This is a genomic window from Thermostichus sp. OS-CIW-26, from assembly GCF_054058395.1.
Window position 1 is genome coordinate 1 of sequence record NZ_JBSSAG010000010.1, and the last position, 23,778, is coordinate 23,778.

A 23,778-nucleotide genomic window follows, 5' to 3' on the forward strand; every position below is an offset into this window, starting at 1 on the left:
CCGGGCTTGTTTTGTTCTCTGGTAGAGCAGAGCAGGCTCAGGGCTACTGAAAGCCCGCCCCGTACCGCTTAGCGGTCGGGGTCGGGTAGTTTACGGTAAAGGCTGAGGGGTTCAACCCCGAGGATTTCGACGGGATCCCCAACCCTCAGGTGCTTGCCCGCCTCCGTTCTCGGGATCCACGTATTGATTCCAAGGCGATAGAAATGGTCAAAGCGGCTGGCTTCGGCCCAGGGTGGCAAGGTTTTCTGCCGTTGCGCCACGAAGTGCTTTTGAAAACCGGGATAGGCCTCTCCGCTCAGGGGATCCCGGGTGGGCACCACACAGCGGGCGCAGGGGTTGAGGCCCAGCAGCTCCACTTCCCCAATGCGAAAGCGCACCCCTTGATCTGCCTGGGCAAAGAGCCGATCCTCCCAAAAGGCAGAGCAATCCGACAGCTCGATATTCATGCGAAAGCGCTGCCGAACCGCTTCCAGGGTCAAGTTGGGGAACCAACCGGCCACCGTCTCCAGAGTGGCTGTGCTGATCAGGGTGGGGCCGTCGGCATAGGGATCGTCTGGAAATCCCCTGACAGGATCCTCCAGCAGTTGCACCGGAAAGCCCAACCAGTGGCTGAGCCAAGTTTGTAAAGCATCCCGCTGCTGCTGCAGGTCAAACTGGGCCGTCTTGCCATCCCCCCACAACTGCACCTGGCCCAACTGGGGATCAAACCGGGCCCGCAGGCGGTGGACCGCAGCATGGCGCTTGCCGTTCACCCGCTTTCCCTCCGCATCCACCAGGGCGTAGCGCCGATCCCCCTCCAAAGTCCCCCCTGCCGTCAGCCTCACCTCAGACAGAGGGATCCCATCCAGGGACTTGATGGGATAGACCGTTAACCTGGCAACCTGGGGCATGGCCTGTCTGCCGGGCTCCGCCTGAATTGCTTAACTGTCGGCTTCGGTGGGATGGTCGGTCATGGGGTAGCTGCGGATAAAGTCTCTGGGGGTTACATTTTCTACAAACTTGCGAAAGGCCTCCCGCTCCGCCTCGTCAGCATCCTGGTTCATGGGGATCGAGGCTTCCGCAATGACCTCTTCCACCGTCCAGATGGGAACATGGGCCCGCAGAGCGAGGGCAATGGCGTCGCTGGGGCGGCAGTCGATCTCTTGTTTTTTGTCACCATTCACGGTGACGAGCACCGCGTAGAAGGTGTTATCCAGCAACGCGTGAATGATGACTCGCTCCAGCTTGATCCCCCACGTCTTCCAGGAGTTGAGGATGAGATCATGGGTCATGGGGCGCAGTGGCTTTTGGTCGTCCAGCGCCTGCAAAATGGCGTTGGCCTCTGCTTTTCCCACCCAAATGGGCAGGGCACGACGCTCACTGCCATCGCGCAGGATGACAATGGGGTTTTGGTTGACGGCATCGACCGCAATCCCAGCCACATGCATCTCGATCATGAGCAATTGCCTCCAGCCGGTGATCTTGATCGTATCTACGGGCGTCAAAGTTTGGCAACACACCATGAGCTCAGTTGGTAGTCCAGTTGAAGTGGCTTTGATCGGGGGCACTAGCGAGAGCCGCAGCTTGGCCGACGCCCTCAGCCGGCAGGGGATCCCTTGGGTGGCAACCGTCACCACCGAAGGGGCCAGAAGGCTGTATCAGGATTTGCCTGGTCAGGTGGTGGTCACCCGATTTTCGCCGCCATCTCTGGAACAATTCCTGCAAGAGTGCCGGATCCGCGTAGTGGTGGATGCCTCTCATCCTTTTGCCCAGCAAATCTCGCAACTGGCCATCCAGGTGACGGCCCAACTGAGGATCCCCTACCTGCGCTACGAACGCCCTCCTCTGGAGCTGGATCCCTGGGTCCAGGTGGTGCCGGACTGGCAGGGGGTGCTCACAGAGGCGGTGCTGGCGGGGCGGCGGGTGCTGCTGACGGTGGGAGTGAAGGCCCTACCCCTGTTTGTGCCTTGGCAAGATCGCTGCCAACTGTGGGCACGGGTGCTGCCGGAATCGGTTCCCCAAGCGGTGCAAGCCGGGATCCCTGCCGAGCGGGTGATTGGGATGCGCTTACCCCTCAGCTTGGAGCAGGAACTACAGCTTTGGCAACAGCTCAGCCCTCAGGTGGTGATCAGCAAAGCCTCTGGGGAAGCAGGTGGGCTGGGGATCAAACAGGCAGTGGCCAAAACCCTGGGGATCCCTCTGTGGGTGATCCGGCGACCCCCGTTGGACTATCCCTGGTGCAGTCAGGATTTGACAGAGGTGGTGCAGGAATGCAGGCGATGCTTGGGCAGAGCCAAACCTTGAGGTTGCCCGGCTCCGGCCAGACAAGTCAAAACGGCTCTTCGGGGGGCAGGTTGGAGTCGCGGTCTTGACGGGATCCCAGCAGTTCTAGGCGATCTACAGCGATGATGGGCCTCTGGCGCTCTTCTCCGGTGGATTTGTCTTTCCAGCGATCGAACTTGAGGCTGCCTGTTACCCCGATGAGGCTGCCTTTGCGCACATACTCTCCGGCCACCTCGGCAGTGCGGCCCCACAACTCTAGGCTGAACCAATCGGGCTTGTCTTCCCCTTTGCGGAATCGGTTGACCGCCAAGCTAAAAGTACAGACCACCTTGCCTGACTCAAAGTAGCGCACCTCCGGATCCATGCCGGCTCGCCCCACCAAGGTCACCAGGTTCAAGCTCATGGGCAGCTTCTCCAGACCGCCAGTAGATCTAGCCTTTGTTGTAGCGCTCGCAAGGGATCCCTGTCATCTTTTGGCTTGCGACCGTCAGCTTGGGCTCAGAGCCGATTCTTTAGGATATTTACAGATTTAGCTGCGGGGATCCCGATTGATCTCTGGGAAAAGCCTCTGCTGTGATGGACTTGATGCTCGGGATCCGGATCCGCACTCTGTCGCAAAAGTTTACAATGGCAGAAGCAGTTGAGCAAATGCCAGCCCACCAGACACTCCCACCGGCCAATTGCAGGGCTAGCAGAGCAGGTTCGTTGCTGTGAGAGGACGCATTCGGAAGCATTTCCCATGGAATTCATCTACACATACGCCTGGTTGATCCCCGTCTATCCTTTGGTGGCAGCCTTTCTCCTCGGCTTAGGTATCCTGATGTTCAACGCCTGGACAAGGGCCAACCGCTCTTTGGCTGCCTTTTTGAGCGTGTTCGCGACCGGGACGGCGATGGTTCATGCCTTTGCCCTTTTGGTCAGCCAGGTGCAAGGGCACGAAACCGTCCTCAGAACCCTCACCTGGGCCCAGGCGGGATCCTTCTCGGTGGACATGGGCTTTGTCGTGGATCACCTGAGCGCCATGATGCTGGTGGTGGTGACCACGGTGGCCTTTTTGGTGCAAATCTACTCCGATGGCTACATGGCCCACGATCCCGGCTATGTGCGTTTCTACGCCTACCTGAGCTTATTTAGCTCCTCGATGCTGGGCTTGGTGGTCAGCCCCAACCTGGTGCAGATCTATATCTTCTGGGAGCTGGTGGGGATGTGCTCCTACCTGCTCATCGGCTTTTGGCACGACCGGCAGGCAGCGGCAGAAGCAGCGCAAAAGGCGTTTGTGGTCAACCGGGTGGGAGATTTCGGCCTGCTGTTGGGCATCTTAGGTTTTTACTGGATTTCCGGCACCTTCGCGTTCAACGAGATCGGGCGCAACTTGCAGGAGATGCTGGCTAGCGGGGCAGTGAGCAGCAGCTTGATTGCCCTGTTTGCGGTGTTGGTGTTCTTGGGGCCGGTGGCCAAGTCGGCCCAGTTCCCGCTGCATGTGTGGTTGCCGGATGCTATGGAAGGTCCCACGCCTATCTCGGCTCTCATCCACGCGGCGACGATGGTGGCGGCTGGGGTATTCCTCTTGGCCCGCATGTTCCCGGTGCTGGAAGGGATCCCGGTGGCTATGGACATCATTGCCTGGACGGGGGCGGGCACAGCCTTCTTGGGGGCCACCATTGCCATCACCCAAAACGACATCAAAAAAGGCTTGGCCTACTCCACCATTTCCCAGCTGGGCTACATGGTCATGGCCATGGGGTGCGGCGCCTATGGGGCGGGCCTGTTTCACCTGATGACCCACGCCTACTTTAAGGCGATGCTCTTTTTGTGCTCTGGCTCAGTTATCCACGGCATGGAAGCGGTGGTCGGCCATGACCCGGTTTTGGCCCAAGACATGCGCCTGATGGGGGGGTTGCGCAAATACATGCCGGTTACGGCCATCACGTTTTTGATCGGCACGTTGGCCATTTGTGGGATCCCGCCCTTCGCCGGCTTTTGGTCTAAAGACGAGATCTTGGGCGCTGTTTTCGAACGGAACCCAGCTCTGTGGGGGGTGGGCTTCCTCACCGCCGGGATCACCGCCTTCTACATGTTCCGCATCTACTTCCTCACCTTCGAAGGGGAGTTTCGCGGCACCAACCTGAGACTGCGGCAGGAGGTGGCCATCAGCCACGGCCGTCCTGTGCCAACTTTTGCCTACGTTTTTGCGGGGAAACAACCGGCCTTTGGCCCTGGAGCCATGAACATTCAAGAAAAACCCCAGCCCAGCAGCCATCCTGAAGCCCACGAAAACCTGCACGACGGAGATGCCCATGCCTCAGAGCCCCATGAGTCCCCTTGGTCGATGACCTTCCCGCTGTTGGCTCTGGCCGTCCCTTCTGTGCTGATTGGCCTGGTGGGTACCCCTTTTGCCAACTTCTTTGAAGCTTTCATCCACCCACCGACTGAGTCTGTGGCAGAGGCAGGCTCGATTTTGCCGCTGGTGGCAGCAGAGTGGCAGGAGGTGCTGGCGGGCCATTTCGATTGGGCAGAGTTTCTAATCATGGCGGGTAGTTCCGTGGGCATCGGGCTGATCGGCATCACTTTGGCCAGCTTGATCTACTGGCAAAAGCGCATCGACCCGGGCACCTTCCCCCAAAGCCTGCAGCCGCTCTACTACTTCTCCCTCAACAAGTGGTACATTGACGACCTCTATGAGCGAGTCTTTGTGCAGGGCACCCGCTTTGTGGCACGGGAGGCGCTGGAGGTGGACAGCCGCATCGTGGATGGTGTGGTCAACCTGACGGGCTTGGTGACCATGGTGAGCGGCGAGGCGATGAAATACCTGGAGAGCGGCAAGGCCCAGTTTTACGCTTTGATTATCTTTGCAGCGGTGGTGGTGATGGTGGTGGCATCAGGGGTAGGGTTCTAGCTCGAAGGCGAGGATGGATCCGGCCCGCTTGGCCAAGGGATCCCTCAGCCTAGAACTGCTGCTATGCTACGGAGCAAGTTGAGCGGATCCCTTGTTGCAATGGCCCCGCGTTCTCTTAAGTCGATTTCGCATCCCTTGTTGGCGGAAAGGCAAGGTCAGAGGGAGCGTGTCTTGGCCCTGAAAAATCAGATCGAAGCGATCCTCTACTTAAAAGGGCAGCCCCTGGAGCTATCCGCCCTGGCCCAGTTGGCCCATTGCAGTCGCGACGAAGCCTACGATGCGCTGCTGGAATTAATGGAAGACTATGCCCATCGCGATTCTGCCCTGGAAGTCCTACAGGTGGGGGAAGGGTTTGCCCTGCAGTTGCGGGAGCCGTTTTTGGAGCTGGCCAACCAGCTTTTACCCCCTGAAATTGGGGTGGGTGCTACCCGTACCCTGGCTACAATCATTTTGCGTGGCCCGCTCTCGCAAGCCGATTTGGTGGAGTTGCGCGGTCAAGGTGCTTATCAGCACGTGGCAGAGTTGGTGGAAAAAGGCTTTGTGACCCGCTATCGCAAAGAAGGCTGCCGTTCCCCCTGGTTGCGGGTGACCGATAAGTTTCATCGCTACTTCACGGTAGATGAGCTGGCCAAAAAAGCAGCAGAGGCAGCCTCCTTCCCCGAACAGTAAAAAGGATCCCCGATAAGGGGATCCAGACCAAAAGGATCCCAGCTTTACCCGACGAAGGGATCCCTTCTCAAGCGCCCGTCAAAGTTGGTGTTCGGGCTTTTACTACTTATTAGGCTGAGGGGTGACCCGCAAATAAGGCTTAATTTCCTGATAGCCTTTCGGGAACTTTTCTTTCAGCAATTCCGGATCTTTCAACGAAGGCGGGATGATAACATCGTCACCGTCTTTCCAGTCGGCGGGAGTGACAACGTTATACTTATCCGTCAACTGCAGGGCATCGATCACCCGCAGGAGCTCGTCGAAGTTGCGGCCTGTGCTGGCCGGGTAGGTAAGAATGAGGCGTATCTTCTTGTTGGGATCGATGATGAACACCGAGCGCACCGTCAGGGGCAGCCCTTCTTGGTTGATGTTGGTTTGATCCAACATGTCGTAGAGCTGAGAAACCTTGCGGTCTGCATCCGCCAAGATGGGATAGTTCAGGGTGGTGTTCTGGGTTTCCTCGATGTCTTTTACCCAGCCGACGTGGGAGTCCACATCGTCCACACTGAGGGCGATCACCTTCACACCCCGCTTTTCAAATTCGGGCATCAGCTTCGCAACAGTGCCTAGCTCCGTGGTGCAGACCGGCGTGTAGTCGGCGGGGTGAGAGAACAACACCACCCAGCTATCCCCGGCCCAAGAGTAGAAATCGATTTCGCCGTGGGTAGACTTTTGCGTGAAATTGGGAGCAGTATCGCCAAGTCGGAGAGACATACGCTCTTGATCCTCCGTAAAAGGGTTCAATCCGGTGAGACAGGGATCCGAATCCTTCGATCCGATCCCTCCCGATCTTGCCACATAACTCCACTTTTCCGAGCGGATTGCAGGTGATTTTAAGATTCTTGCTGGCGGGAGGGAGTGCTCCTCCTCTTCCCTGACGCCTTGCGCCCAGGCAGAACGTAAACAATTGCTGCGCGGATCTTAACGTTCCTTAAGTTCTTTGCTGCAGCGGTAGCCCCCTAGAAGTATGCTAGGTAGCACTAGATCCTCTGACGTAAGGTAGGCCATGGAAGAATTGAGGCAAGACGCAGAAACCGTTACACCTTGCAGCTTGGCCACCCTGTGGGCGCAAAAATATGTAGACGAGCTACGGGCACAGGCTGCCTTGGGCGAGCTGCCAGGCGCCCCTCTAGCTGACAAGGTGAAGGGATCTTTGCGCTTTGCCAGCTCCCAGGCCTGGGCGAAGACGGAGCGGCTCTTGGCTGCTGAAATACCGAGGCAGCGGCTGGATCCGGACTTGATTGATCCCTGGCAAATTGCCGAGGATTCCCAGGAGTTATTTGAAAAGGCAGCAGCAAGTTGTGGGGAGGGCCTCTCACCAGCCCGCTTTTCGGTAAAGATCGCGCCATCTTGTGGCCAGCTGCGGGCTCGCTACAGCAAGCCGGATCCGCGGGTACTTGGCTTTTTAAGCATGCAATTTCACTACACGGGGCAAATGGTCCTGCAGGCTCTGCTGCCCCAGGAGCGGGGTCTCTTCCACCCCTACTTGAAGGTCATGGATGACCACCTGTACATGCCTTTGCAGAGGATGTACGAGGCCGCTGCCGCCCAGGCAGGCGATCACTTTTCTGCGCCTTTGGCTGCTATTCAAGAGCTCTTGCCCCTGGTTACCAGCGTGGCAGAGTCCATTTGTGCCGAGGTAGCCCAACGTTTTCCGGACTATCACTGCGAAAGCGGTCCCTTGACAGATCTGAACGTGCGGATTTCCAGCATCCGCGATGTGGAGATGTTTCAGGTGTACTTGGGCCTCTGTGCCCTAGAAGGCAGCATGGCGGCTATCCAGCAGGAGCTGTTTCCCCTCTGTGTGATGCTCTACCCCCCTTTGAAAGTGAGCTGGGAGCTGGTACGGCAGATGCTCAAGCTCTTGGATAAGGTTCTGAGGTCTGGTCTCAGCCAGGCCAGCTATGCCGTCCTGCTGCCCTACCTCCAGACAGTGCAGGGTATGTTCTCGCTGGAGGTTTTTCCTGAAAATGACCCCATCTGGAGCCATCAGCCCGATGTGATGCGCTTTATGGAGACGGCGCAGAATCTGTTGCAAGAATTGCTGGCTCAAAAAGCTTAAAGGCCAGTTAACGCCACCATTCCTATTCCCGCTCGCGACCTCCCAGTTACGCAAGGAAGGGAACATTGGCAGTTGCTGCTCAGCCTGCCTGCAGCTTGGGATCCACCAGCTCGGCTACGAATTGGTGCAGGATGGTGACATAGCGCTCTCTGGCCACCTGCAGCAAGTTGTTGTGATCGGCTCCCTCGATGGGCACCAAGCGTTTGGGATCCCTCGCTGCTTGATAAAGGGTTTCAGCGTGCCAAAAGGGGATCAAACGATCATGGGTGCCGTGCAAAATTAGCAGCGGGCAATTGATCTTGGCCATGCGGCTGAGGTTGTCGAAGCGATCGAAAGGTAGCAGCGGGATGCGCGTCAAGACGCGGAAGGCAGTCACGAAAGTAGATTCCAGGATCAGGCCGCCCACTGGTTTTTGCGCTGCCAGGTAAACCGAGGGCCCGCCCCCTACTGATCTTCCATAGACCAAGATCCGCTCCGGCGGGATCCCTTGGGCAACCAGGTGAGCGTAAGCGGCCTCGATGTCTTTGTAAGCGCCGGCCTCGGAAGGGATCCCTTCGCTGGTGCCGTAACCGCGGTAGTCGTAGGCCAAGACGGCAAACCCAGCCTGCTGCAGGTGCACCAAGCGGGGCAGGATATCCCCCAAGTCTTCAGCGTTGCCATGGCTATAGAGGAGGGTATAAGCAGCAGCCGGATTGGGCAGATATACCGCTGAAATCTGCAGCCCATCAGAGGTCGTGAGCTTGAGAATGGCGTCCCCATCTCGATAGCTGGCGGGACGAGGCAAAAAGATCATTCGCTCCGATTGAAACCAGCCCAGCCAGAGCAGGTAGCCGTACACCACCAGCCCGACCAGCAGCAAGGATCGCCCCACGCGCAGCCATGGGAAGGATCCCCAAACTAGTTGTAGGAGATCTCGGTGGGGCATTGACAGGAAGGCATCGACAAGTAAGTTAAGCTCAATTTGCGGCACTTGCCCAAGGTTCTGCGCTGCTTACAGGCAACCCCTTTCCCATAAGGGAAGAGGGGAGCAGGAAAACTGCATCCTTCAGGGCTCCGCTTGAGAGAAAAAGCATTTCCAAGCACAAACCCCAATCCAGTTGACAAGGGTGTGGGCGACAATGGTGACCAACAGGTTTCCCGACAGCCACAAGCCAATCCCCATGAGGATACCAACCCCGCTGGCCCAGACGGCATAGGGCCAGCCCTGCCATCCCAGCCAATGCAAGGCGCCAAACAAGAGGCCGCTCAGCAGGATCCCGCCTGTCCACCCTAAGGGGCTGGCCACCAGAGCTGACAGCAGCACACCGCGAAACAGCCATTCCTCGCTCCAGCCCGGCAGCAGGCCCACCCAAAGGATATCTCCCCACTGCAAGGGATCCGCCACCCAGTGTAAGTAGGCAGTGGCTGCCCGACGATAGGCTGGCCAGAGCCGGTAAACCCCGCCGCTGAGCAGAGCCACCCCCAGTCCCAGCCCTGCCCCCCACGCCAAGGCTAGGGGATCCCAGCGAAACGGCACGGGAAAGGAGGATCCCAGCCAGATCCAGAGACCCACAATGAGAGCCGAAAACAGGGTGGTGATGCCCATTCCATTCAAGATCTGTTCGCGTGTGCAGGGCTGAATCTGGGAAGTCATGGAGGGGATCCCTAGGCTTCGAACTCCGGAGGGTTAACAGCAGCTGCTGTTTTTATCATCGTTTATCTCAGCGGTCCTAGGTTCACGGCAGGTTGACAGCAACTACAGAGCGTCCCTCAAAACTGCCTCAGCTTGTAAGCCAGCATGGATATGAGCCTTGAGTGTGACCAAAGGGACTCAATCGCCCCCTTGCTCTGTCTTCTGAGCCTCTGTGTAGCGCTTGATAACCTCTCCGGAAACTTGCCCCGCTGTACCCGCGTAGTAGCTTGGGTTCTACAAATAACCACCCCAGAGCCTCTTTTTGAGTTCAGAATGTCTCCCAAAGAGAGCAGGAGCCGTGGAACTTTTAATACCTTGGCAACGACCGCCGGAGCCACCTTGGGAGAAGCAGAAAGAAAAACGTGATTCAAGGCTTAGAGTAGAGAAGGGCTTCCAAGCTTTTACCCTCAGCCCGGCTATACCCCAAATACCCACACCCGAGATGGGTGCAAAGTGCTCCGCACCACGGACGCGACCGAGCGGCGCATTCACCAAGCCATTCAAAACGCGCAGGCTCGCTTCGACAGCGACAAGTTCGCCGACAAATTTGCCCAGCAACTGCGGGGAGAGCCGGGGAACTGAAGAAAAGCGAGCAGGAATGGCTCAGTCGCCTGGGAGCCTTGGGCAACCCAACCAACGGCGGATCTACTGCTGGCCAATTCAAATCTGCGGTGGGATTGTTTTCTGGAGAGTTGCCGCTACCATTACACTTTGAGCGTTGCCACCGGAAACTCCCCGGCGGGAAAAGAAGAGGGGGCTGCGTCCAAAGTGGGGAATTAAGGTCATGTTCCAGCGTATTGCTCTCGGCTCTGCTGCATTGGGATTGCTTCTGGCCATACCCGTCCTTCCCAGCCACGGGTTTGGAGAGCCCCGGGTCGTTCCCGATACCCCGTTCTACTTCGACAACCACCGCTTCGATCGCTACCCAGATGCGGTTGTGGTGCGGGTGGTCAACGGCGACACCCTAGTGGTGCAAATCGAAGGGGAACAGAAGATGCGCCTAATCCGGTTGGCCGGGATCGAGGGTCTCAGCCCGGAAGAAAACCCCTATTACCAGCAAGCCATTGAACTGATGCGGGAGCGCATCCTCTACCGCACCGTCAAGCTGGAAGGGGATAAGCTGCTGCGCAACGTAGATGCTACGGGCTTGGTGGAGGCCTATGTCTGGTTAGAAGGCCATCAGATGAACGCCATGTTGGTGCGCAATGGCCTGGCCCGTATCGTCCCCTACAGCCACAACATCAAGTACGACAGCTACTACGGTGGCCTACAAGAAAAAGCCCAGCAGGAGCGCCTTGGCATTTGGAGCCGTCTCTGAGTTGGCTTTATACTGAACTTCAGTTCTTTATTTAATCTTCAAGGGAGCAGAGAGGAAAGAGCATGACTCTAGTCAATAATAAGCTCAACTATACTGAAAATAATGTATAATATGTTCAGTACGGATTACTACCAGTTGATCTTTCTGTTTACTTTCGAGTCTGCCAACATGGTAGCCAAAGCAAAGCAGAAAATTGGTAGTAAGACGACACGGAAACTGCGCTTTGGGTATTCTACTCAAAGCTTTGCGGGATACCGCCATTCTGTTTGGAAACAAACAGAATGCTATCGCTGCATAGTTGAACAGTGATGTTCAGCAGTGTTCAGCGTAAATGTATCAGCTTCTCCCTTCTCTCCCGTTACTTCCTCTAGGTTATGCCTAGCCTGCCTTGACGGTTGAACCCACTCCAGCCCCCAGGGATCCCAATCGCTGGGTGAGGCGGCTGCCTCTGGTGACCGGCCTTTTGGGCAGCGCCCTCTTGGTCATCAATCGACTGGCCTTTACGCCGGAATTGCTCACCAGCCAGTCCCGTTCAGATGCCTTGGGGATCCTCCTCAGCGCCGTTTTGGTCCTGACCGGCCTGCTGTGGCAGCAGATCCAGCCTCTTCCACCCCAAACGGCCCCCCTGCAGGGGATCCCCGGCTGTGATTGGCATCCCGATCTTTCCGAAAGCGAGAAACTGGAGCTGGCTTGGGCCTCCCATACCCTGCTCAGCACCACCGCCGCCCGCACCGTGGTGATCTGGGTGGGTGGGCGAACCCTCCTACAACGGGGGATCCTAGCCACCCCCGGCCAGATGCCCTCCATTCAGCCCAAGAGCGTTTTACAGCGGGTCTTGCAGACGGGGCGGCCCGTGTATTTGGTGGATCTCAAGCTGTTCCCGGCCCGCGCCGAGTTCGATGGCCTGTTGCCCCCCGGATCCCAAGCCGTGCTGTGCCAGCCCATCGGCCAGAAAGGGTGCTTGATTTTGGGGAGCGATACCCCACGCAGCTTCAGCCGGCAGGAGCAAACCTGGATTGCCGCCATTGCCGACAAGCTAGCAGCCACTCTACTCCCCTCTCCCCCTGGGAGAGGGGCTGGGGGGTGAGGGCTAGGCGGCGCTCTCTAGGCTCACCTGGAACACTTCGCTGAAGGCTTTTTCCACCTTGTAGCCGGAGTCGATGGTTTCCAAGGGATCCTTGCGCAGGCGGTGACGCAAACACAGGCTGATCACCCGACGGATATCGGCGACGGTGACCTCACTGCGCCCCTCTAGAGCTGCCAGGGCTTTGGCAGCCCGGTTGGTTACAATGTCTCCGCGCAGTCCATCCACCTCCAAAGCCGCACATACTCCGGAGATCTTCAAGCGCAAGTCGGGATCCACTGCCACGTTGGGCAAAAGATATTGGGCTTTTTCGATGCGCTCCCGCAGGCGCTGCTGGGAATCGGCATACTTGGCCAAAAAAGCCTGGGGATCGGCGTCGAACTGGCTGCGCTCCTCCACGATCCGCACCCGCAGGGCAGCATCTCGCACCGTTTCGATCTGGACAAACATGCCAAAGCGATCCAGCAGTTGAGGCCGCAATTCCCCCTCTTCCGGGTTGCCGGATCCCACCAGCACAAACCGAGCCGGATGACGAATGGAAATGCCCTCCCGTTCCACGGTGTTCCAGCCTGAGGCCGCCGCATCCAGCAACACATCCACCAAGTGGTCATCCAGCAAATTGACTTCATCCACGTAAAGGATGCCTCGATTGGCCTTGGCCAACAGCCCCGGCTCAAAAGCCTTCACCCCCTGAGCTAAGGCCCGCTCAATGTCGAGAGTGCCACACACTCGGTCTTCTGTTGCCCCCAAGGGCAGATCCACCATCGGCACCTGGATCCAAGTGCTTTCCAGCGTTTCTCCCGCCTGCAGGCGCTCCCACACTTGATCGCTCATCAAGTCCCGCTGCCGCGGGTGGCTGTTGAAGGGATCCCCTTTCACCACCTCGATCTGGGGCAGCAGGTCGGCCAAAGCGCGGATGGTGGTGGATTTGCCCGTGCCGCGATCCCCCATGATCAGCACTCCGCCAATGCGCGGGTCGATCACGTTGAGGAGCAAGGCCAATTTCATCTCCTCTTGGCCGACGATGGCCGTAAACGGGAAAACCGGGCGACGTTCCAAGTTCATAGGGGCAATAACCAGCGATTCATCCCCATTATCCCAGAGGCCACTCCCTTCTGGGTGTCAGATAGGCTGGAAAGGGACTGGAACTGGAACCTAAAGACCAGTTTTCGGTCAAATGGAAAAGCAAGCTCAGTTGTCAGCGTGGACGACGCCCTGGGCTTTCACAGAGAGAAGCAGATAGGATCGAAGCCCGCGGGGTTCATCAGAGTGTTGAACCGGCGTGGGGCCGAAAGCTCACAAAAACCCTAGGCAACCTGAGCAACAGTTGGCGGGTGGGGAGACATCAGCAGTGTCAGGCAAAGCAAGTCGGAGACGGTGGACGGCATTTCCAATCCAAAGCGTGGTCCAAAAAGGGCTGGTGGGTTTGATCTGGGTTTGCACTTGGATCCCTGTGCTGACTGTTTCTCTTGCCGTGGCTCAAACCCCCACCACCTCTGTGGTGTTGAGCGATGAGCAGGTAACAATGTACGCCCGTATCGTCTTGGAGATGGAGCCCCACCGGCAAGAGGCCCAAAAGCGCTCCCAAGCCACAAACGACCCAGCCAGCAAAGATCAAATCCGGCGAGAATTCATCCGCACCGCGACCGAGATCATCACTCGCCACGGTATGACTGTGCCCGACTACAACCGCATTACACTCTTGATCCGCTCCGAAGAGGGCAAAGCTTTGCAACAGCGCATTGAGGCCGAAATTCTCCGCCTGCAAAGCGAGGATCCCCAACCGCCAGTCCGATAAAAGTAAACTACCCGACACCCGCGCTATGCGCAGGGTGCGGGCTTTATCCCAATCCCTAGCGGCCCCAGAGGACAGCTAAGTTTCGGAATTTCAGGCGAGTTTACAGTCGCCCCAAGGAGAGAGATTACTTGAGCAGCGTTATGGTCAGCATCCCCTTCCCACCCGCAGTGTCCACACTTGAACGACTTGCCATTGCGGTAGGACTTACCCCGCTCAGGGTGGATGTGCAGGCATTTATGGCAGGTCTGGCTGGTGTAGGCAGGCGGCACCAGCACCACAGGCACTCCAGCAATGGCAGCCTTGTAGGCTACAAACATCCTGAGCTGGTAGAACGCCCAGTTGTTAGTCCTGCGCCGCTCAGTCTTGCTCCGAGGCTTCTGATTCAGGCGCTCTCGAATGCCTGTCAAGTCTTCAAAAGCTAGTGCCGCACCAATAGCCTGGGCATCCCTGACCAAGGTTTTGCTGATGTTATGGTTCAGCCATGTCTGGTAGCGTCGTTCTCTCCCAGAGAGCCTTCTCAGCAGCCTCCTAGAGCTGCGAGTGCGTTTGGATTGAACCTTGGCGCGTACACGGCTGAACCGGTCACGGACGGCCTGGATGTGTTCTCCACCCCAAGAGCGTCCGTTGCTAGCGGTGGCGATATCCCGCCTGCCCAAGTCAACTCCGATTACCTTGGGAGTCTTGCCAGTCGGGGGAGTATCCAGCTCAACAGCAATGTTGATGTAGTAGTCCCCTTGCTTGGTCTTGGACAGAGTAGCGCTGGTGGGCGTTTGCCCCCGCAGCAAAGCGATTTGATAACCGCCAATCTTGAGCTTGAGCCAAACCCGTCCGCTCATCAGGGTCACGCCCACGGCTTGGTCGGACTCTCGGTACTCAAAAGTACGAGCGTCCAAAGTCAGACTGGTGGGGCGGAACTTGTGGACTTGCTTCACCGCCTTGGCATTGCTAATCACCCGATGGAGCGCCTGACAGACGTGGTTGGCTTTCAGCCCCGTTGCTGCCCTTACCGGCCGATAGACCAAGTGGTGCAGCTTAGCGGTGTTCCAGCAGTTCTTTTGTTTGGCGGCGTCGAGAATCTGGTTGCAAGCATTCGCAAAGCCCTGCAAAGTGCGGTCAATCTCTTGACGCAACTCTTGTGGGACTATCAGCTTGCAACGTACAGAGATAGTCTGGCTCATGGGCTTATTGTAGTTTATCCAGACTTGGCCAGCAAACCTATATGGAGGAGGGCTTTCCTCCCGACACCAAGCCTGCGGCTATGGTTCGGGCCTCCAGCCCGAAAATTTGGTGACTGGGGCCGGAGAATGAAGATAGGCTGGAAGCGAACGTTGGTGTTCATCCAGGCGAGCGGGGGAAAAAGATGAACGAGCCCATGTCGCCGTCAGTACGGGCGGCTATCGAGCGGATGAAGTCTCGTTTGCGCATGACTCGTCGCTTTGGGTTTTGGTTCCAGGCAATCTTGGGGGCGACGGCGCTGCTGCTGTGGTTTGGCTTTTTAATCGGCCAAAATACCGTCTATCGAGATGACTCGCTGGGGGCTGTCATCGCCTTCTGGTTCACCTTGTTTACATTGCTCACCCTGGCAGCCGGTCTATTTTTCAACTGGCGCTACTTGCTCCACGCGGAGCGCCGCTCAGCTTCTGCTGATGCCCTAAGCCAATTGGATTTGCCCAAGCAGTTGCAGTTGGTCACCTATGTCAGCCTCATTGGGGCCTTCCTTGCTTTGATTGGTATGGAAGCCCAAGTGGGCGAGCTGTTGGCGCGCATGTTTTCCCGCACCCAGGCCAACCAGGTGACAGGAGTGCTGCTGCTGGCCGCCAACATCAACGTGACGTTTGCCCACTTCGTCTGCTTGGCAGGGGTTCTCTGGATTACCGGTGTCCTCGACCGTGAGCCCTAGCGCCGGATCCCTGGCCCACCTTTGGGAGTCATGTGGACAGTGGCGAGACGGCTTGTTGTTTTTATAGTCGTTTACAGTCGTTCCAGTTCAGGGCAAGACACCTGAGCTACTGTTCGCGCTAGCGGGACGGAGTCCTTGAAAGGCCTTCTGGCACGGTGCATTTAACGTTTTAGGCGTGGGTGCAGTGTCCTAGTTTGAATCGAAATGACCATAAATGGGCAAAGCAAAGAGCCCCCAACTTGGGAGATAAGCTGGGGGAAGCCCTTTAGGTTTGCTTGAGTTTTCTCCAGACCACCCAGGCCTTTGAGACCTTTGCGACCTCAGTAAAAGCAATGGCTTTACTTAAAGCCCACTGCCGCTTGCCAGACAAAAGCCAGCAGGAAAAACAGAACAGGGATGATCGGCAAAATGTCGATCAGCGGGTCAAACAATTCATAGCCTTCCGGCAAACTGGCCAGGAGCACCATCGCTGACATAGCAACAAACCTCAGGGGAAAATGCGGCTGAAGAAACTGCTTCTTTCAGAATCAAAATAGAGCTTAACATCATCCAGCAGGGATCCGGACTAAGTTCAAGAAATGTAAAGGAAGTGGCGACCTAGAGAACGCCAATGTTAGAGAGGCCCAAAACGACCCCCACTCCCAACAAATGGCCAAAGCTGGCAACCCCGATGACTTCTGGCCAGGTCATTCCCAGTACCGGCCCAGTCTCTGAGGCCACTCCAGAGGAGGATTTGAAGCTCAAGTAAGCCAGCCCTGTGCAGAGCAGAATGATCACGGCGTTCAGGGGGGACCAGGGGCTGGTTTGAGCGGTCAGAGCCAACAGCGCAACAACAGGCATCATGGTTTCCATCCTCAGCTCAGGTTAACCGACCCTTAGATTACCCCTCCTGCTGGGATCCCCTCGCAATCTGCACATGAATTGCAACAGAGGCTGCAACAGAACCTCACACTACGGCTTTTCTCCGGCTTCAGGGGCGGTTTGCCGTTGCCGGGATCCCTCAGGAATCCTTGGCCAGGAGAGGAAGGTGCCCCCATGGCTGGGGTTGTGAGGAAAATAAGGCTTGGGCTGAGAAGCTGGGCAGGTCTCTGCCGTATACTAACGAAAGTTAACAAACTTATCTCTTCGATCTCTTTTCGGTGTGATGACTGGGACGCGCTGCCTCGACCCATCCTCTCTGTCTGCACTGTGCGCACCTAAGGATGGCTGCCGATGACTGTTGCTGCTACTGCTGAATCGGCCCAAAAACCTTTCGCATTGCCTCGTGAGCTGTTGGGGCCACCCTCGGAATTTTGGAATCCCACCTTGCTGATGTTTTTGGCTGCGGTGGTGCTTTCGGCCTCTTGCTTTGGCGGGTACGCCTTTTGGCACTGGCCCAAATGGATGGTGTTCTGGCTCAATTTTGTGGCCCTCTATGTTCTGGGCACGGTGATTCACGATGCTTCCCATGGCTCGGCCCACCGCAACCGCTTTCTGAACGAGGCACTCGGACACGGCTCTGCCCTGTTGCAGGGTTTTGTCTATCCCGTCTTTAAGCGGGTACACATGCAGCACCACGCCCACGTCAACCATCCTGAAGACGATCCAGATCACTATGTCTCAACGGGAGGGCCGCTGTGGCTGATCGCGCCGCGGTTTTTCTACCATGAGGTGTTTTTCTTTAAGCGGCAGCTCTGGCGGAAAGGTCGCTGGGATCTGCTGGAGTGGGGCTTGAGTCGGCTGGTGGTTATCCTGACCTTTGGTCTGGCCGGTTACTTCGGCTACACCGACTACATCATGAACTATTGGCTACCCCCTGCCTTTATCATGGGGTTCTTGCTGGGCTTGTTTTTTGACTACCTGCCCCATCGCCCTTTTCAATCCCAAGAGCGGTGGTACAATGCCCGCGTCTATCCCGGATGGCTGACCAACATTCTGCTGTTGGGGCAAAACTATCACCTGATCCACCATCTCTGGCCTTCTGTTCCCTGGTACAAATACCAAGCAGCCTACTGGGCAGCCAAACCTGAGCTGGACGCGCGCAACTGCCAGCAAACGCTGGGGATCTGGGAGAAGGGAGAGTTTTGGGGCTTTTTGTACGATGCTCTGATCGGTCTGCACTGGCACAAGCCCACTTCAGCTCACCCCGCTGCGCCAGCCAATCCAGAATCGGAGGGATCCCCTGCGGATCCACAGCTTGGCTAGCATGGTTTGGCCAACGCTGCAAGTCCCGCAGGTGCTGCTGTTTGTGGAAGCGGCCAGCCTGTTGCAGGACTCTAGCCAGGTTTTGTTGCAGGCCGGTCGGGCAACGGCAGATTTGCCGGAGTTGATTGCAGAAGCGCAGGCGCGGGCCGAAGTCCAGGTGCAGCTCCTTGGGATCCCGGCAGACTTGCGGGCACAGGTGCGAGGGATCCTCAGGTTGACCTCGCCTCAAGAGGTGTTGGCCTACTTGCAGGACTTGCTGGACAGGGGATCTGGCCCGGATTTGGAAGCCTTTTTGGAGCAGGCGGGATCCGCCTCTACAGTGCTGCGCTTCCCCCCCCTGTTGGTGGGGGCTGTAGCTCTGCAGGTGGTGCTGGAGCGGTTGGACTTTTCTCCAGAAGAGCGGGCTGTGGTGCAAGCCCAACGGGATCAATGGGAACAGGCCCTGGCGGAATTGGCCACTCACCACAGGGTTTCCCCAGAGCCGCTCCGGGCCACTGCCGAGACGGTGCTGCGGGCGGCTTCGGCAGAGGAGCTGCTGCAACTGGGGCAGGATCTCCTTCAAGATCTCCAAGATCTCGCTGTTGCTGATTCTGAGCCAGAAGCCGAGCCTCAGGTGGAATTGGCGGGGCCTCTGCTGTTCATGATGGTGGCGGATTACCTGCTGGCCCAAACGGAGTATCCGCTGACCCCGGAGCAGCGGCTGGACTTGCAAACCAATCGCGCCGAGGCAGAAACCCGCTACTTGGCCATGCAAAAGTTGGGCCGCATTGAAAACTTGGCGGAGCAGCAGGCTTATATTCGATCCTGGATTGACCAAGCTTCCGTACCGGATTTGCTGCAGGCTTTGGATCGCTTTTTCGCGGCGTCTGAACCCAACTCATGAGGCTCAGGGATCGCCGAAGATTTTGGATCCCCTATGCTGGAGTCAAAGGGATCCCACTTGAGGTGCGAAAGTGGACTGGGGCAGCCTGTTCTGGATTTTCCTGATCTTCAGCTCTTTGCAACCTCTGCTGAACCGTCGTGCCCAAGAGTTCCGGCGCTTGATGGCCATTCGGGAGTTGGAGCAAAAGCGGGGCAGCCGGGTGATTCTGCTCATTCACCGCCAGGAGTCGATCAGTTTTTTGGGGATCCCGGTCTCCCGCTACATCAGCATCGAGGACTCCGAACAGGTGTTGAGGGCAATTCGCCTTACCCCACCCAATACCCCGATTGATTTGATTTTGCATACCCCCGGTGGCCTGGTGCTGGCTACGGAGCAAATTGCCCGCGCCCTGATCCGCCATCCGGCCAAAGTGACGGTCTTCGTGCCTCACTACGCCATGTCGGGGGGGACGATGCTGGCCCTGGCCGCCGATGAAATCGTCATGGATGCCAATGCAGTCCTGGGGCCGGTGGATCCGCAGTTGGGGGGGTATGCTGCCGCCAGTATTCTGCAGGTGGTGGCGGATAAACCCATTGCCGAAATCGACGACCAAACCCTGATCCTGGCGGATCTGGCCCGCAAAGCGATGCAACAGGTACAGAACTTCGTGCGGGATCTCCTGAAGGACGATGTGCCCAAGCGCAAAATTGCCCCCGAACGCATCGAGCCCCTCATCCAGTACCTAACCAGTGGACAAGTTACCCACGACTACCCGATCACTGCCGAAGAAGCCCAAAGGTTGGGCCTGCCCATTTCTACCGAGTTGCCACCCCAAATCTATGCCCTGATGGACTTGTACCCACAGGCCACCATGGGCCGCCCTTCCGTGCAGTACATCCCCATCCCCTATGATCCCCGCCCCGCTCTGCCCAGAGGGGGATCCCGCTCTGGCTTAGGGTGAACTCTTGGCGTAAGCTTCCATAGCTTCCAGGCGCAGCCCCCCTGCCCGGCGAAACAGCTCTTGTCCGGTGTGCAGATGGCGGTCGTCGAAGTTCAGGGGGAAATACTGCAGCTCCTCTAGAGCGTCCTCTAGGTGGTTGAGGGCGTAGTAGAGGCGAGAAGCCACTCCCCCCAGGCTGCTGGGATTGGGGAGGCGGCCAAAGATCTGCTGGGCTTGGGCCAGTTTCTGCGCACACTCTTCCAGATAGTCAGCAAAAGACTGCAACAGGTTGGGATCAAAGGGATCCGCCGCCAAAGCATGCAACTGAGGCTCTAGGGAAGACAGCAGGGGCCCCAAAACTCGGTTTAGGGGGGTGTAGACCTGTTGGATCCAGGCTGCGCGGGCGATGGCTTCGTGGCTGACGGTTTCACGGGGGGATCCCGTCGGCTGAGGGCAGGGTGAGGTGCGGCTGGAGTGCAATTGCCGGTCGTAGTCGCGGCGAGATTGCGGATCTTTGAGCACCGCGTAGGCAGCGTTGATCTGGCGGATGCGCTCAGCGGTGGCCCGATCTTTTTTGGCCAGCAGGCTGTCGGGATGGTGGTACTTGACCAAACGACGGTAGGCGGACTTGATCTCCTCCGCCGTCGCCCCCACGGAAACGCCCAAAACTTCGTAGTGGGATCCCACTCCCGATCCGCTCTCCATAACCCCTAGGCTTGCCGGAAAGAAAAGAAACTTCCACATTGTACCTGCAGCCTAGAATAAAGGTGAGTTTTCCGGTGCTGCCCCATGTCTTCCGCCTCGCCCCAGGGATCCCCCAACCCTTTCAGTGCCCTCTTGGGGGCCGCCATCGCCGTCAGTTTGGGCTACGGGTTCTTTCAACTGCTGCTCTCGATGTTGGCCAAGTTGCCGCCAATTGAGGTGGAGATTGGATCGTTGGCCCGCGGAATCAGCATTCTGGTGCGCTACCTGCTGGTCGGTTCCGTTTCCCTGATTGCCTTCATGTTTGCCATGGTGGGGTTGGGGCTGGCGGCCTATTGTGTGCAATTGCTGGGCGAGCGGCTGACCTCCTCTCGGCGCTGAAGCTGGGGGCACAACCTCTGGCCGACTCGTTGGGCGTTTATCATGATGAGCCAGCTTCTTCTCAGCGCAGCACCACCTTGGGGGAGAGCAACAAAGTCAGGGATCCCTGGCGGTAGTCAATCCGGCCTTCCGCAAAGCGCACTTGGGCCAGGCCCGCTTTTTTGAGGGTGATCGCGTCGGCATGGGCCGGGTTCAGCCCAATGGCCGTTTGCACCCACAGGCTCAGATCCGGCTGGTGACCGACCAGAGCCAAAGACGCCAGAGGTTCCCGCTCTGCTTGCCAGCGCACCAGGTCAGCAAAACTGCCGCCCGGAGCCAGCGGTTCAAACACCTCCACAGCTTCGGCCAGGTTCTCGTCCAAAAAGATCTCAGCCGTCTGCCGAGCCCTCACCAGGGGACTGGTGAGCAGGAGATCCCACCTCCAGCCCATGTTCTTGAGCTGGCGGGCAATCTTGCGGCAGCGCCTGCGACCTTCGTCTGTAAGGGCCCGAAAGGCATCCTCGACTTCTGGCCGGGGTTCCTCGGCTATGCCATGGCGAATAAAATCCACGGCCAATTCCTGTCGGGCAGTCTGCTTTTCTGCCGCCCCCTGATAGTGCTCCGCACCGCTAACGCGATAGTGCTCCGCACCGCTAACGCGAACGCTCTCCTGTTGTTCAGACCCAGAGACCATAGAACTCCGTCCTGTCAGCGCGAACGGCACTGTCAAATCTTGACTGCCAAATCTTGGAATAACTGTAACTCTCCCAGAATACTGTGGGAAAAAAGCCCACTCCCTCTACGGCAGCACTTCCGCGACAAAACCAGAGATCACGAAGAAGACGAGGGGTTATGCAAGCGCTGGCTGACCAAGGTGCGCCCCTCCTGGGTGTAGAGCTGCCAGTAGTTCCAGTAGTTGCCAAACACGGACTTCACATAGCCCCGGGTTTCGGGGAAGGGGATCTGCTCCACAAACACGTCCGGATCCCCGAAGCCAAAGCGGTTCAGCCATCTGGCCACGTTGCCGGGGCCACCGTTGTAGCTGGCCAGGGCCAGCAAGGTGTTGTCTTGGTAAGTGCGGTGGGTGTAGTCGAAGTACCAGGATCCCAGGTAGAGATTGTCGGCGGGGTTGGTGAGGCTGTACTGGGCCAGGCCGATCTGCTGGGCAATCCAGCGGCCAGTAGCGGGCATCACCTGCATCAAGCCCAAAGCCCCCGAGGCCGAGACGATCTCTGGCTCAAAGCGGGATTCCTGCCGGATCAAAGCCGCCACCATCAAGGGATTGAGGTTAAATTGCCGTGACCAGTGGGCCAAGCCGGGTTGGGCGTAGGGATCCCCGCTCCAGGAATTGTCTGGGCCGGCATAGTAGTGCAGCGGATAGATGGCCTGCCAGAAATCTTGGCGCTGCCTCAACGTCTCCAGCAGGGGATCCGGCTCTTCGCTGAAGCGCAAAGCAGCCACCTGGTTAATGCCCCGCAGGTGATCTCCGGCGCTGTTGCGCAAAATGCCCGTGACAAAGCGCTCGGCAACGCTCATCTGGCGGGGATCCCGCTGCACGGGAGTTTCGCCCTGCCAGCGTTCCCAGGCCAGTTGGCTGGCTCCCATCAAATGCAGGGTTTGCGTAACTGCAGAGACCCCTGGCAACGGTTGGCGCACCGGCTGAAAATCCACCTCAACCCTTTTGCGCCCGCTGTAGAAATCCCCCACCGGCCAGCCCAGTTGCACTGCCGACCGCCAGCCGTAGTAGGTGTGGGGAAACTGCCGCAGTACCTGCCGATAGGTCTGCCGAGCTGCAGCCACATCCCCCTGCTGTTCCCGCCATTTGCCCGCCCAGTAGAGCAGTTGTGCCCCCATTTCTGTATCCCGCTGAGCAGATCCGATCTGTTGGGCCAGGGCGATGGCTTGGCTGAGATTGCCTGCTTGTGCTTGGCTCCAGGCCACTGTCCAGGCGGCATTGGCTGCAGCTTCGCTGGCTGGAAAGCGATCCCAAAGGGCTTGCCGAGTAGCCTGGGCCGATTGGGGGCTGGCGTTGCGATCGTAAAGCTGGCTGAGGCTAAGCAACGCCTCTGGAGCTTCTTTATCTGAGCCGGCTCCCACCTGTCGAAGCAAGTCGATCGCCGTCGGCAGGTCGCTCAGTTCCGCCAAACGGCGGCGGGTGAGAGAAGCCTCTGGCCCATCGGGAAACTGTGCCAGCAGCGCTTGGTAAGCCGCTTTGGCCTGGGGAAACTCCCGCGAGATCTGGTGGCTGCGGCCCCAGCGGTAGAGGTTCTGAGAGGTGGCGGGGGCACGCCCATAGGCCCGGGCAGCTTTGCCGTACTCCCGTTGCTCCCAGTAGGCATCGGCGAGGATCTGCCAGTCGGAAGCCGTGAGGGATCCCTCTTGAGCCTGCCGCCAGCGATCCAGCAACGGCGTTAGCCCAGGGGTTTGCGGGTGATGTTGGGCCAAATCCCGCAGCAGGTCATAGCGGTCGGGATCCAGCTCCAGCAAATGCTTGAGGGCACGTCCAGTCAGCGGGTGGGTGGGAAATTGCTGCCGCAGCCGATCCACCTGGCCCATCCCCCAGAGGGCGTAGGCGGCCACAGGACTGTGGGGATATTCCTGCAAAATCTGGGGCCACCAGATCCCTTGGGCTGTTTCCTTATCCTGCAACTGTTCATAGGCTTGGGCCCTGAGCTTCCAAATCTCTTCCCTCAAAACCGGCAGGCTCTCTTCCAGCCCTTGCAAATCCTTCAAGGCAGATTGCGCTTGGCCGGCTTGCAGCGCTGCGTAGGCCCGCAGAAAGGCCGTTGTGGAAGTTTGGGGCAGTTGCGTCGGATCCCTGTCTTCTGGTGCAGAGGCCACCTCCGCGGTTTCTGCCCAGGATGAGGTGTAGAAGCCCCAGACGGCCCCACCCAGAGCTGCTCCTGCTGCCAGCACACCGGCAGCCCATCTTATCCAGCGTCGTTGGCTGCTTGTCAGGATCCCCATGCTTTACCTCCCCACCACCTCTGAACTACGATACTCAACCTGACTGCGTTGAGTCACCAGACA

26 protein-coding genes and 1 pseudogene are annotated in these 23,778 nt (G+C 58.1%); 13 read left to right on the forward strand and 14 right to left on the reverse strand.

Annotated features, from left to right (window positions below; translation table 11 throughout):
- Positions 1-68: 68 nt before the first annotated feature.
- Complete coding sequence (locus ACVW0C_RS06050; protein WP_457384638.1) at positions 69-890, reverse strand: MOSC domain-containing protein; 822 nt, start codon at positions 888-890, stop codon at positions 69-71.
- Between the two features lie 30 nt (positions 891-920).
- On the reverse strand, positions 921-1,436 hold the full coding sequence (locus ACVW0C_RS06055) for a bifunctional nuclease family protein (RefSeq protein ID WP_011431791.1): 516 nt from the start codon (positions 1,434-1,436) through the stop codon (positions 921-923).
- On the opposite strand from ACVW0C_RS06055, the gene ACVW0C_RS06060 reads away from it, so the two are divergent.
- The gene (locus ACVW0C_RS06060) at positions 1,435-2,283 is read left to right on the forward strand and encodes a cobalt-precorrin-6A reductase (protein WP_457384639.1); all 849 of its coding nucleotides are present in this window, start codon (positions 1,435-1,437) and stop codon (positions 2,281-2,283) included. The genes ACVW0C_RS06055 and ACVW0C_RS06060 overlap by 2 nt on opposite strands.
- Before the next feature lie 25 nt (positions 2,284-2,308).
- Here the strand turns inward: ACVW0C_RS06060 and ACVW0C_RS06065 are convergent, their stop codons facing one another.
- Positions 2,309-2,665, reverse strand: coding sequence for a single-stranded DNA-binding protein (locus ACVW0C_RS06065; protein ID WP_414350270.1), 357 nt, complete (start codon positions 2,663-2,665; stop codon positions 2,309-2,311).
- Between the two features lie 336 nt (positions 2,666-3,001).
- On the opposite strand from ACVW0C_RS06065, the gene ACVW0C_RS06070 reads away from it, so the two are divergent.
- The gene (locus ACVW0C_RS06070; protein WP_457384640.1) at positions 3,002-5,158 is read left to right on the forward strand and encodes an NAD(P)H-quinone oxidoreductase subunit 5; all 2,157 of its coding nucleotides are present in this window, start codon (positions 3,002-3,004) and stop codon (positions 5,156-5,158) included.
- A 171-nt stretch (positions 5,159-5,329) separates the two neighbouring features.
- Positions 5,330-5,827 carry an SMC-Scp complex subunit ScpB gene (gene scpB, locus ACVW0C_RS06075; protein WP_414374371.1) on the forward strand — a complete coding sequence of 166 codons (498 nt, stop codon included), beginning with the start codon at positions 5,330-5,332 and terminating at the stop codon, positions 5,825-5,827.
- Between the two features lie 102 nt (positions 5,828-5,929).
- Here scpB and ACVW0C_RS06080 read toward each other — a convergent pair whose 3' ends face one another.
- A complete protein-coding gene (locus tag ACVW0C_RS06080) occupies positions 5,930-6,580 on the reverse strand; it encodes a peroxiredoxin (protein ID WP_414522330.1) in 651 nt (216 codons plus the stop codon).
- Between the two features lie 292 nt (positions 6,581-6,872).
- On the opposite strand from ACVW0C_RS06080, the gene ACVW0C_RS06085 reads away from it, so the two are divergent.
- Entirely contained in the window at positions 6,873-7,928 is a 1,056-nt protein-coding gene (locus ACVW0C_RS06085) for a hypothetical protein (RefSeq protein ID WP_457384641.1), read from the forward strand.
- A gap of 79 nt (positions 7,929-8,007) precedes the next feature.
- Here the strand turns inward: ACVW0C_RS06085 and ACVW0C_RS06090 are convergent, their stop codons facing one another.
- The 3 genes and pseudogenes from ACVW0C_RS06090 to ACVW0C_RS06100 form a co-directional block, all read right to left on the reverse strand.
- Positions 8,008-8,853: an alpha/beta hydrolase gene (locus ACVW0C_RS06090; protein ID WP_457384642.1), complete on the reverse strand. Its 846-nt coding sequence runs from the start codon at positions 8,851-8,853 to the stop codon at positions 8,008-8,010.
- Positions 8,854-8,973: 120 nt separating this feature from the next.
- Entirely contained in the window at positions 8,974-9,561 is a 588-nt protein-coding gene (locus tag ACVW0C_RS06095; protein ID WP_414328684.1) for a CPBP family intramembrane glutamic endopeptidase, read from the reverse strand.
- 177 nt (positions 9,562-9,738) lie between these two features.
- Positions 9,739-9,965: pseudogene (locus ACVW0C_RS06100) on the reverse strand (transposase); the annotation flags it as partial.
- An 88-nt stretch (positions 9,966-10,053) separates the two neighbouring features.
- Here ACVW0C_RS06100 and ACVW0C_RS06105 point away from each other — a divergent pair.
- The 3 genes from ACVW0C_RS06105 to ACVW0C_RS06115 all read left to right on the forward strand — a co-directional run bounded on the left by ACVW0C_RS06105 (position 10,054) and on the right by ACVW0C_RS06115 (position 12,005).
- Positions 10,054-10,182 (forward strand): hypothetical protein, encoded by a 129-nt coding sequence (locus tag ACVW0C_RS06105; protein WP_414328685.1) that lies wholly within the window; start codon positions 10,054-10,056, stop codon positions 10,180-10,182.
- A gap of 202 nt (positions 10,183-10,384) precedes the next feature.
- Positions 10,385-10,918: a thermonuclease family protein gene (locus ACVW0C_RS06110; RefSeq protein WP_457384643.1), complete on the forward strand. Its 534-nt coding sequence runs from the start codon at positions 10,385-10,387 to the stop codon at positions 10,916-10,918.
- Between the two features lie 388 nt (positions 10,919-11,306).
- Complete coding sequence (locus ACVW0C_RS06115; RefSeq protein ID WP_457384644.1) at positions 11,307-12,005, forward strand: cofactor assembly of complex C subunit B; 699 nt, start codon at positions 11,307-11,309, stop codon at positions 12,003-12,005.
- Positions 12,006-12,008: 3 nt separating this feature from the next.
- On the opposite strand, the gene bchI is transcribed toward ACVW0C_RS06115, so the two are convergent.
- Entirely contained in the window at positions 12,009-13,067 is a 1,059-nt protein-coding gene (gene bchI, locus ACVW0C_RS06120; RefSeq protein WP_457384645.1) for a magnesium chelatase ATPase subunit I, read from the reverse strand.
- Positions 13,068-13,455: 388 nt separating this feature from the next.
- Here bchI and ACVW0C_RS06125 point away from each other — a divergent pair, with 388 nt between their 5' ends.
- Positions 13,456-13,800, forward strand: coding sequence for a DUF4168 domain-containing protein (locus tag ACVW0C_RS06125; RefSeq protein ID WP_414331953.1), 345 nt, complete (start codon positions 13,456-13,458; stop codon positions 13,798-13,800).
- A gap of 23 nt (positions 13,801-13,823) precedes the next feature.
- On the opposite strand, the gene ACVW0C_RS06130 is transcribed toward ACVW0C_RS06125, so the two are convergent.
- Positions 13,824-14,978 carry an RNA-guided endonuclease InsQ/TnpB family protein gene (locus tag ACVW0C_RS06130; protein ID WP_457384646.1) on the reverse strand — a complete coding sequence of 385 codons (1,155 nt, stop codon included), beginning with the start codon at positions 14,976-14,978 and terminating at the stop codon, positions 13,824-13,826.
- Between the two features lie 182 nt (positions 14,979-15,160).
- On the opposite strand from ACVW0C_RS06130, the gene ACVW0C_RS06135 reads away from it, so the two are divergent.
- Positions 15,161-15,700: a DUF3611 family protein gene (locus ACVW0C_RS06135; protein WP_414332564.1), complete on the forward strand. Its 540-nt coding sequence runs from the start codon at positions 15,161-15,163 to the stop codon at positions 15,698-15,700.
- A gap of 338 nt (positions 15,701-16,038) precedes the next feature.
- Here the strand turns inward: ACVW0C_RS06135 and ACVW0C_RS06140 are convergent, their stop codons facing one another.
- A complete protein-coding gene (locus ACVW0C_RS06140; protein WP_414332566.1) occupies positions 16,039-16,176 on the reverse strand; it encodes a photosystem II reaction center protein K in 138 nt (45 codons plus the stop codon).
- A gap of 121 nt (positions 16,177-16,297) precedes the next feature.
- Positions 16,298-16,543: a photosystem I reaction center subunit PsaK gene (psaK, locus tag ACVW0C_RS06145; RefSeq protein WP_011431775.1), complete on the reverse strand. Its 246-nt coding sequence runs from the start codon at positions 16,541-16,543 to the stop codon at positions 16,298-16,300.
- 369 nt (positions 16,544-16,912) lie between these two features.
- Between psaK and ACVW0C_RS06150 the strand changes: the two genes are divergently transcribed.
- The 3 genes from ACVW0C_RS06150 (at position 16,913) to ACVW0C_RS06160 (ending at position 19,707) form a co-directional block, all read left to right on the forward strand.
- Positions 16,913-17,884, forward strand: a complete 972-nt coding sequence (locus ACVW0C_RS06150; RefSeq protein WP_457384647.1) for a fatty acid desaturase — start codon at positions 16,913-16,915, stop codon at positions 17,882-17,884.
- A gap of 1 nt (position 17,885) precedes the next feature.
- Positions 17,886-18,767 carry a hypothetical protein gene (locus tag ACVW0C_RS06155; protein WP_457384678.1) on the forward strand — a complete coding sequence of 294 codons (882 nt, stop codon included), beginning with the start codon at positions 17,886-17,888 and terminating at the stop codon, positions 18,765-18,767.
- A 70-nt stretch (positions 18,768-18,837) separates the two neighbouring features.
- Positions 18,838-19,707 (forward strand): SDH family Clp fold serine proteinase, encoded by an 870-nt coding sequence (locus ACVW0C_RS06160; RefSeq protein ID WP_457384648.1) that lies wholly within the window; start codon positions 18,838-18,840, stop codon positions 19,705-19,707.
- Here ACVW0C_RS06160 and ACVW0C_RS06165 read toward each other — a convergent pair.
- On the reverse strand, positions 19,699-20,391 hold the full coding sequence (locus ACVW0C_RS06165) for a J domain-containing protein (RefSeq protein ID WP_457384649.1): 693 nt from the start codon (positions 20,389-20,391) through the stop codon (positions 19,699-19,701). The two genes, ACVW0C_RS06160 and ACVW0C_RS06165, sit on opposite strands and share 9 nt — an antisense overlap.
- Before the next feature lie 84 nt (positions 20,392-20,475).
- Between ACVW0C_RS06165 and ACVW0C_RS06170 the strand changes: the two genes are divergently transcribed.
- Positions 20,476-20,769 carry a DUF3082 domain-containing protein gene (locus ACVW0C_RS06170; protein ID WP_414375373.1) on the forward strand — a complete coding sequence of 98 codons (294 nt, stop codon included), beginning with the start codon at positions 20,476-20,478 and terminating at the stop codon, positions 20,767-20,769.
- Between the two features lie 61 nt (positions 20,770-20,830).
- Here ACVW0C_RS06170 and sixA read toward each other — a convergent pair whose 3' ends face one another.
- Positions 20,831-21,442 carry a phosphohistidine phosphatase SixA gene (gene sixA, locus ACVW0C_RS06175; protein WP_457384650.1) on the reverse strand — a complete coding sequence of 204 codons (612 nt, stop codon included), beginning with the start codon at positions 21,440-21,442 and terminating at the stop codon, positions 20,831-20,833.
- 137 nt (positions 21,443-21,579) lie between these two features.
- A complete protein-coding gene (locus tag ACVW0C_RS06180) occupies positions 21,580-23,715 on the reverse strand; it encodes a lytic transglycosylase domain-containing protein (protein WP_457384651.1) in 2,136 nt (711 codons plus the stop codon).
- Positions 23,716-23,778 lie beyond the last annotated feature (63 nt).

Coding starts and splice junctions, on each gene's coding strand:
- ACVW0C_RS06165 (WP_457384649.1), bottom strand. CDS start 20,391: ATGGAGAGCGGATCGGGAGTGGGATCCCACTACGAAGTTTTGGGCGTT.
- ACVW0C_RS06090 (WP_457384642.1), bottom strand. CDS start 8,853: ATGCCCCACCGAGATCTCCTACAACTAGTTTGGGGATCCTTCCCATGG.
- ACVW0C_RS06065 (WP_414350270.1), bottom strand. CDS start 2,665: ATGAGCTTGAACCTGGTGACCTTGGTGGGGCGAGCCGGCATGGATCCG.
- ACVW0C_RS06085 (WP_457384641.1), top strand. CDS start 6,873: ATGGAAGAATTGAGGCAAGACGCAGAAACCGTTACACCTTGCAGCTTG.
- psaK (WP_011431775.1), bottom strand. CDS start 16,543: ATGATGCCTGTTGTTGCGCTGTTGGCTCTGACCGCTCAAACCAGCCCC.
- ACVW0C_RS06140 (WP_414332566.1), bottom strand. CDS start 16,176: ATGTCAGCGATGGTGCTCCTGGCCAGTTTGCCGGAAGGCTATGAATTG.
- ACVW0C_RS06055 (WP_011431791.1), bottom strand. CDS start 1,436: ATGATCGAGATGCATGTGGCTGGGATTGCGGTCGATGCCGTCAACCAA.
- bchI (WP_457384645.1), bottom strand. CDS start 13,067: ATGAACTTGGAACGTCGCCCGGTTTTCCCGTTTACGGCCATCGTCGGC.
- ACVW0C_RS06130 (WP_457384646.1), bottom strand. CDS start 14,978: ATGAGCCAGACTATCTCTGTACGTTGCAAGCTGATAGTCCCACAAGAG.
- ACVW0C_RS06180 (WP_457384651.1), bottom strand. CDS start 23,715: ATGGGGATCCTGACAAGCAGCCAACGACGCTGGATAAGATGGGCTGCC.
- sixA (WP_457384650.1), bottom strand. CDS start 21,442: ATGGTCTCTGGGTCTGAACAACAGGAGAGCGTTCGCGTTAGCGGTGCG.
- ACVW0C_RS06050 (WP_457384638.1), bottom strand. CDS start 890: ATGCCCCAGGTTGCCAGGTTAACGGTCTATCCCATCAAGTCCCTGGAT.
- ACVW0C_RS06110 (WP_457384643.1), top strand. CDS start 10,385: ATGTTCCAGCGTATTGCTCTCGGCTCTGCTGCATTGGGATTGCTTCTG.
- ACVW0C_RS06135 (WP_414332564.1), top strand. CDS start 15,161: ATGAACGAGCCCATGTCGCCGTCAGTACGGGCGGCTATCGAGCGGATG.
- ACVW0C_RS06095 (WP_414328684.1), bottom strand. CDS start 9,561: ATGACTTCCCAGATTCAGCCCTGCACACGCGAACAGATCTTGAATGGA.
- ACVW0C_RS06150 (WP_457384647.1), top strand. CDS start 16,913: ATGACTGTTGCTGCTACTGCTGAATCGGCCCAAAAACCTTTCGCATTG.
- ACVW0C_RS06155 (WP_457384678.1), top strand. CDS start 17,886: ATGGTTTGGCCAACGCTGCAAGTCCCGCAGGTGCTGCTGTTTGTGGAA.
- ACVW0C_RS06170 (WP_414375373.1), top strand. CDS start 20,476: ATGTCTTCCGCCTCGCCCCAGGGATCCCCCAACCCTTTCAGTGCCCTC.
- ACVW0C_RS06060 (WP_457384639.1), top strand. CDS start 1,435: ATGAGCAATTGCCTCCAGCCGGTGATCTTGATCGTATCTACGGGCGTC.
- ACVW0C_RS06070 (WP_457384640.1), top strand. CDS start 3,002: ATGGAATTCATCTACACATACGCCTGGTTGATCCCCGTCTATCCTTTG.
- ACVW0C_RS06080 (WP_414522330.1), bottom strand. CDS start 6,580: ATGTCTCTCCGACTTGGCGATACTGCTCCCAATTTCACGCAAAAGTCT.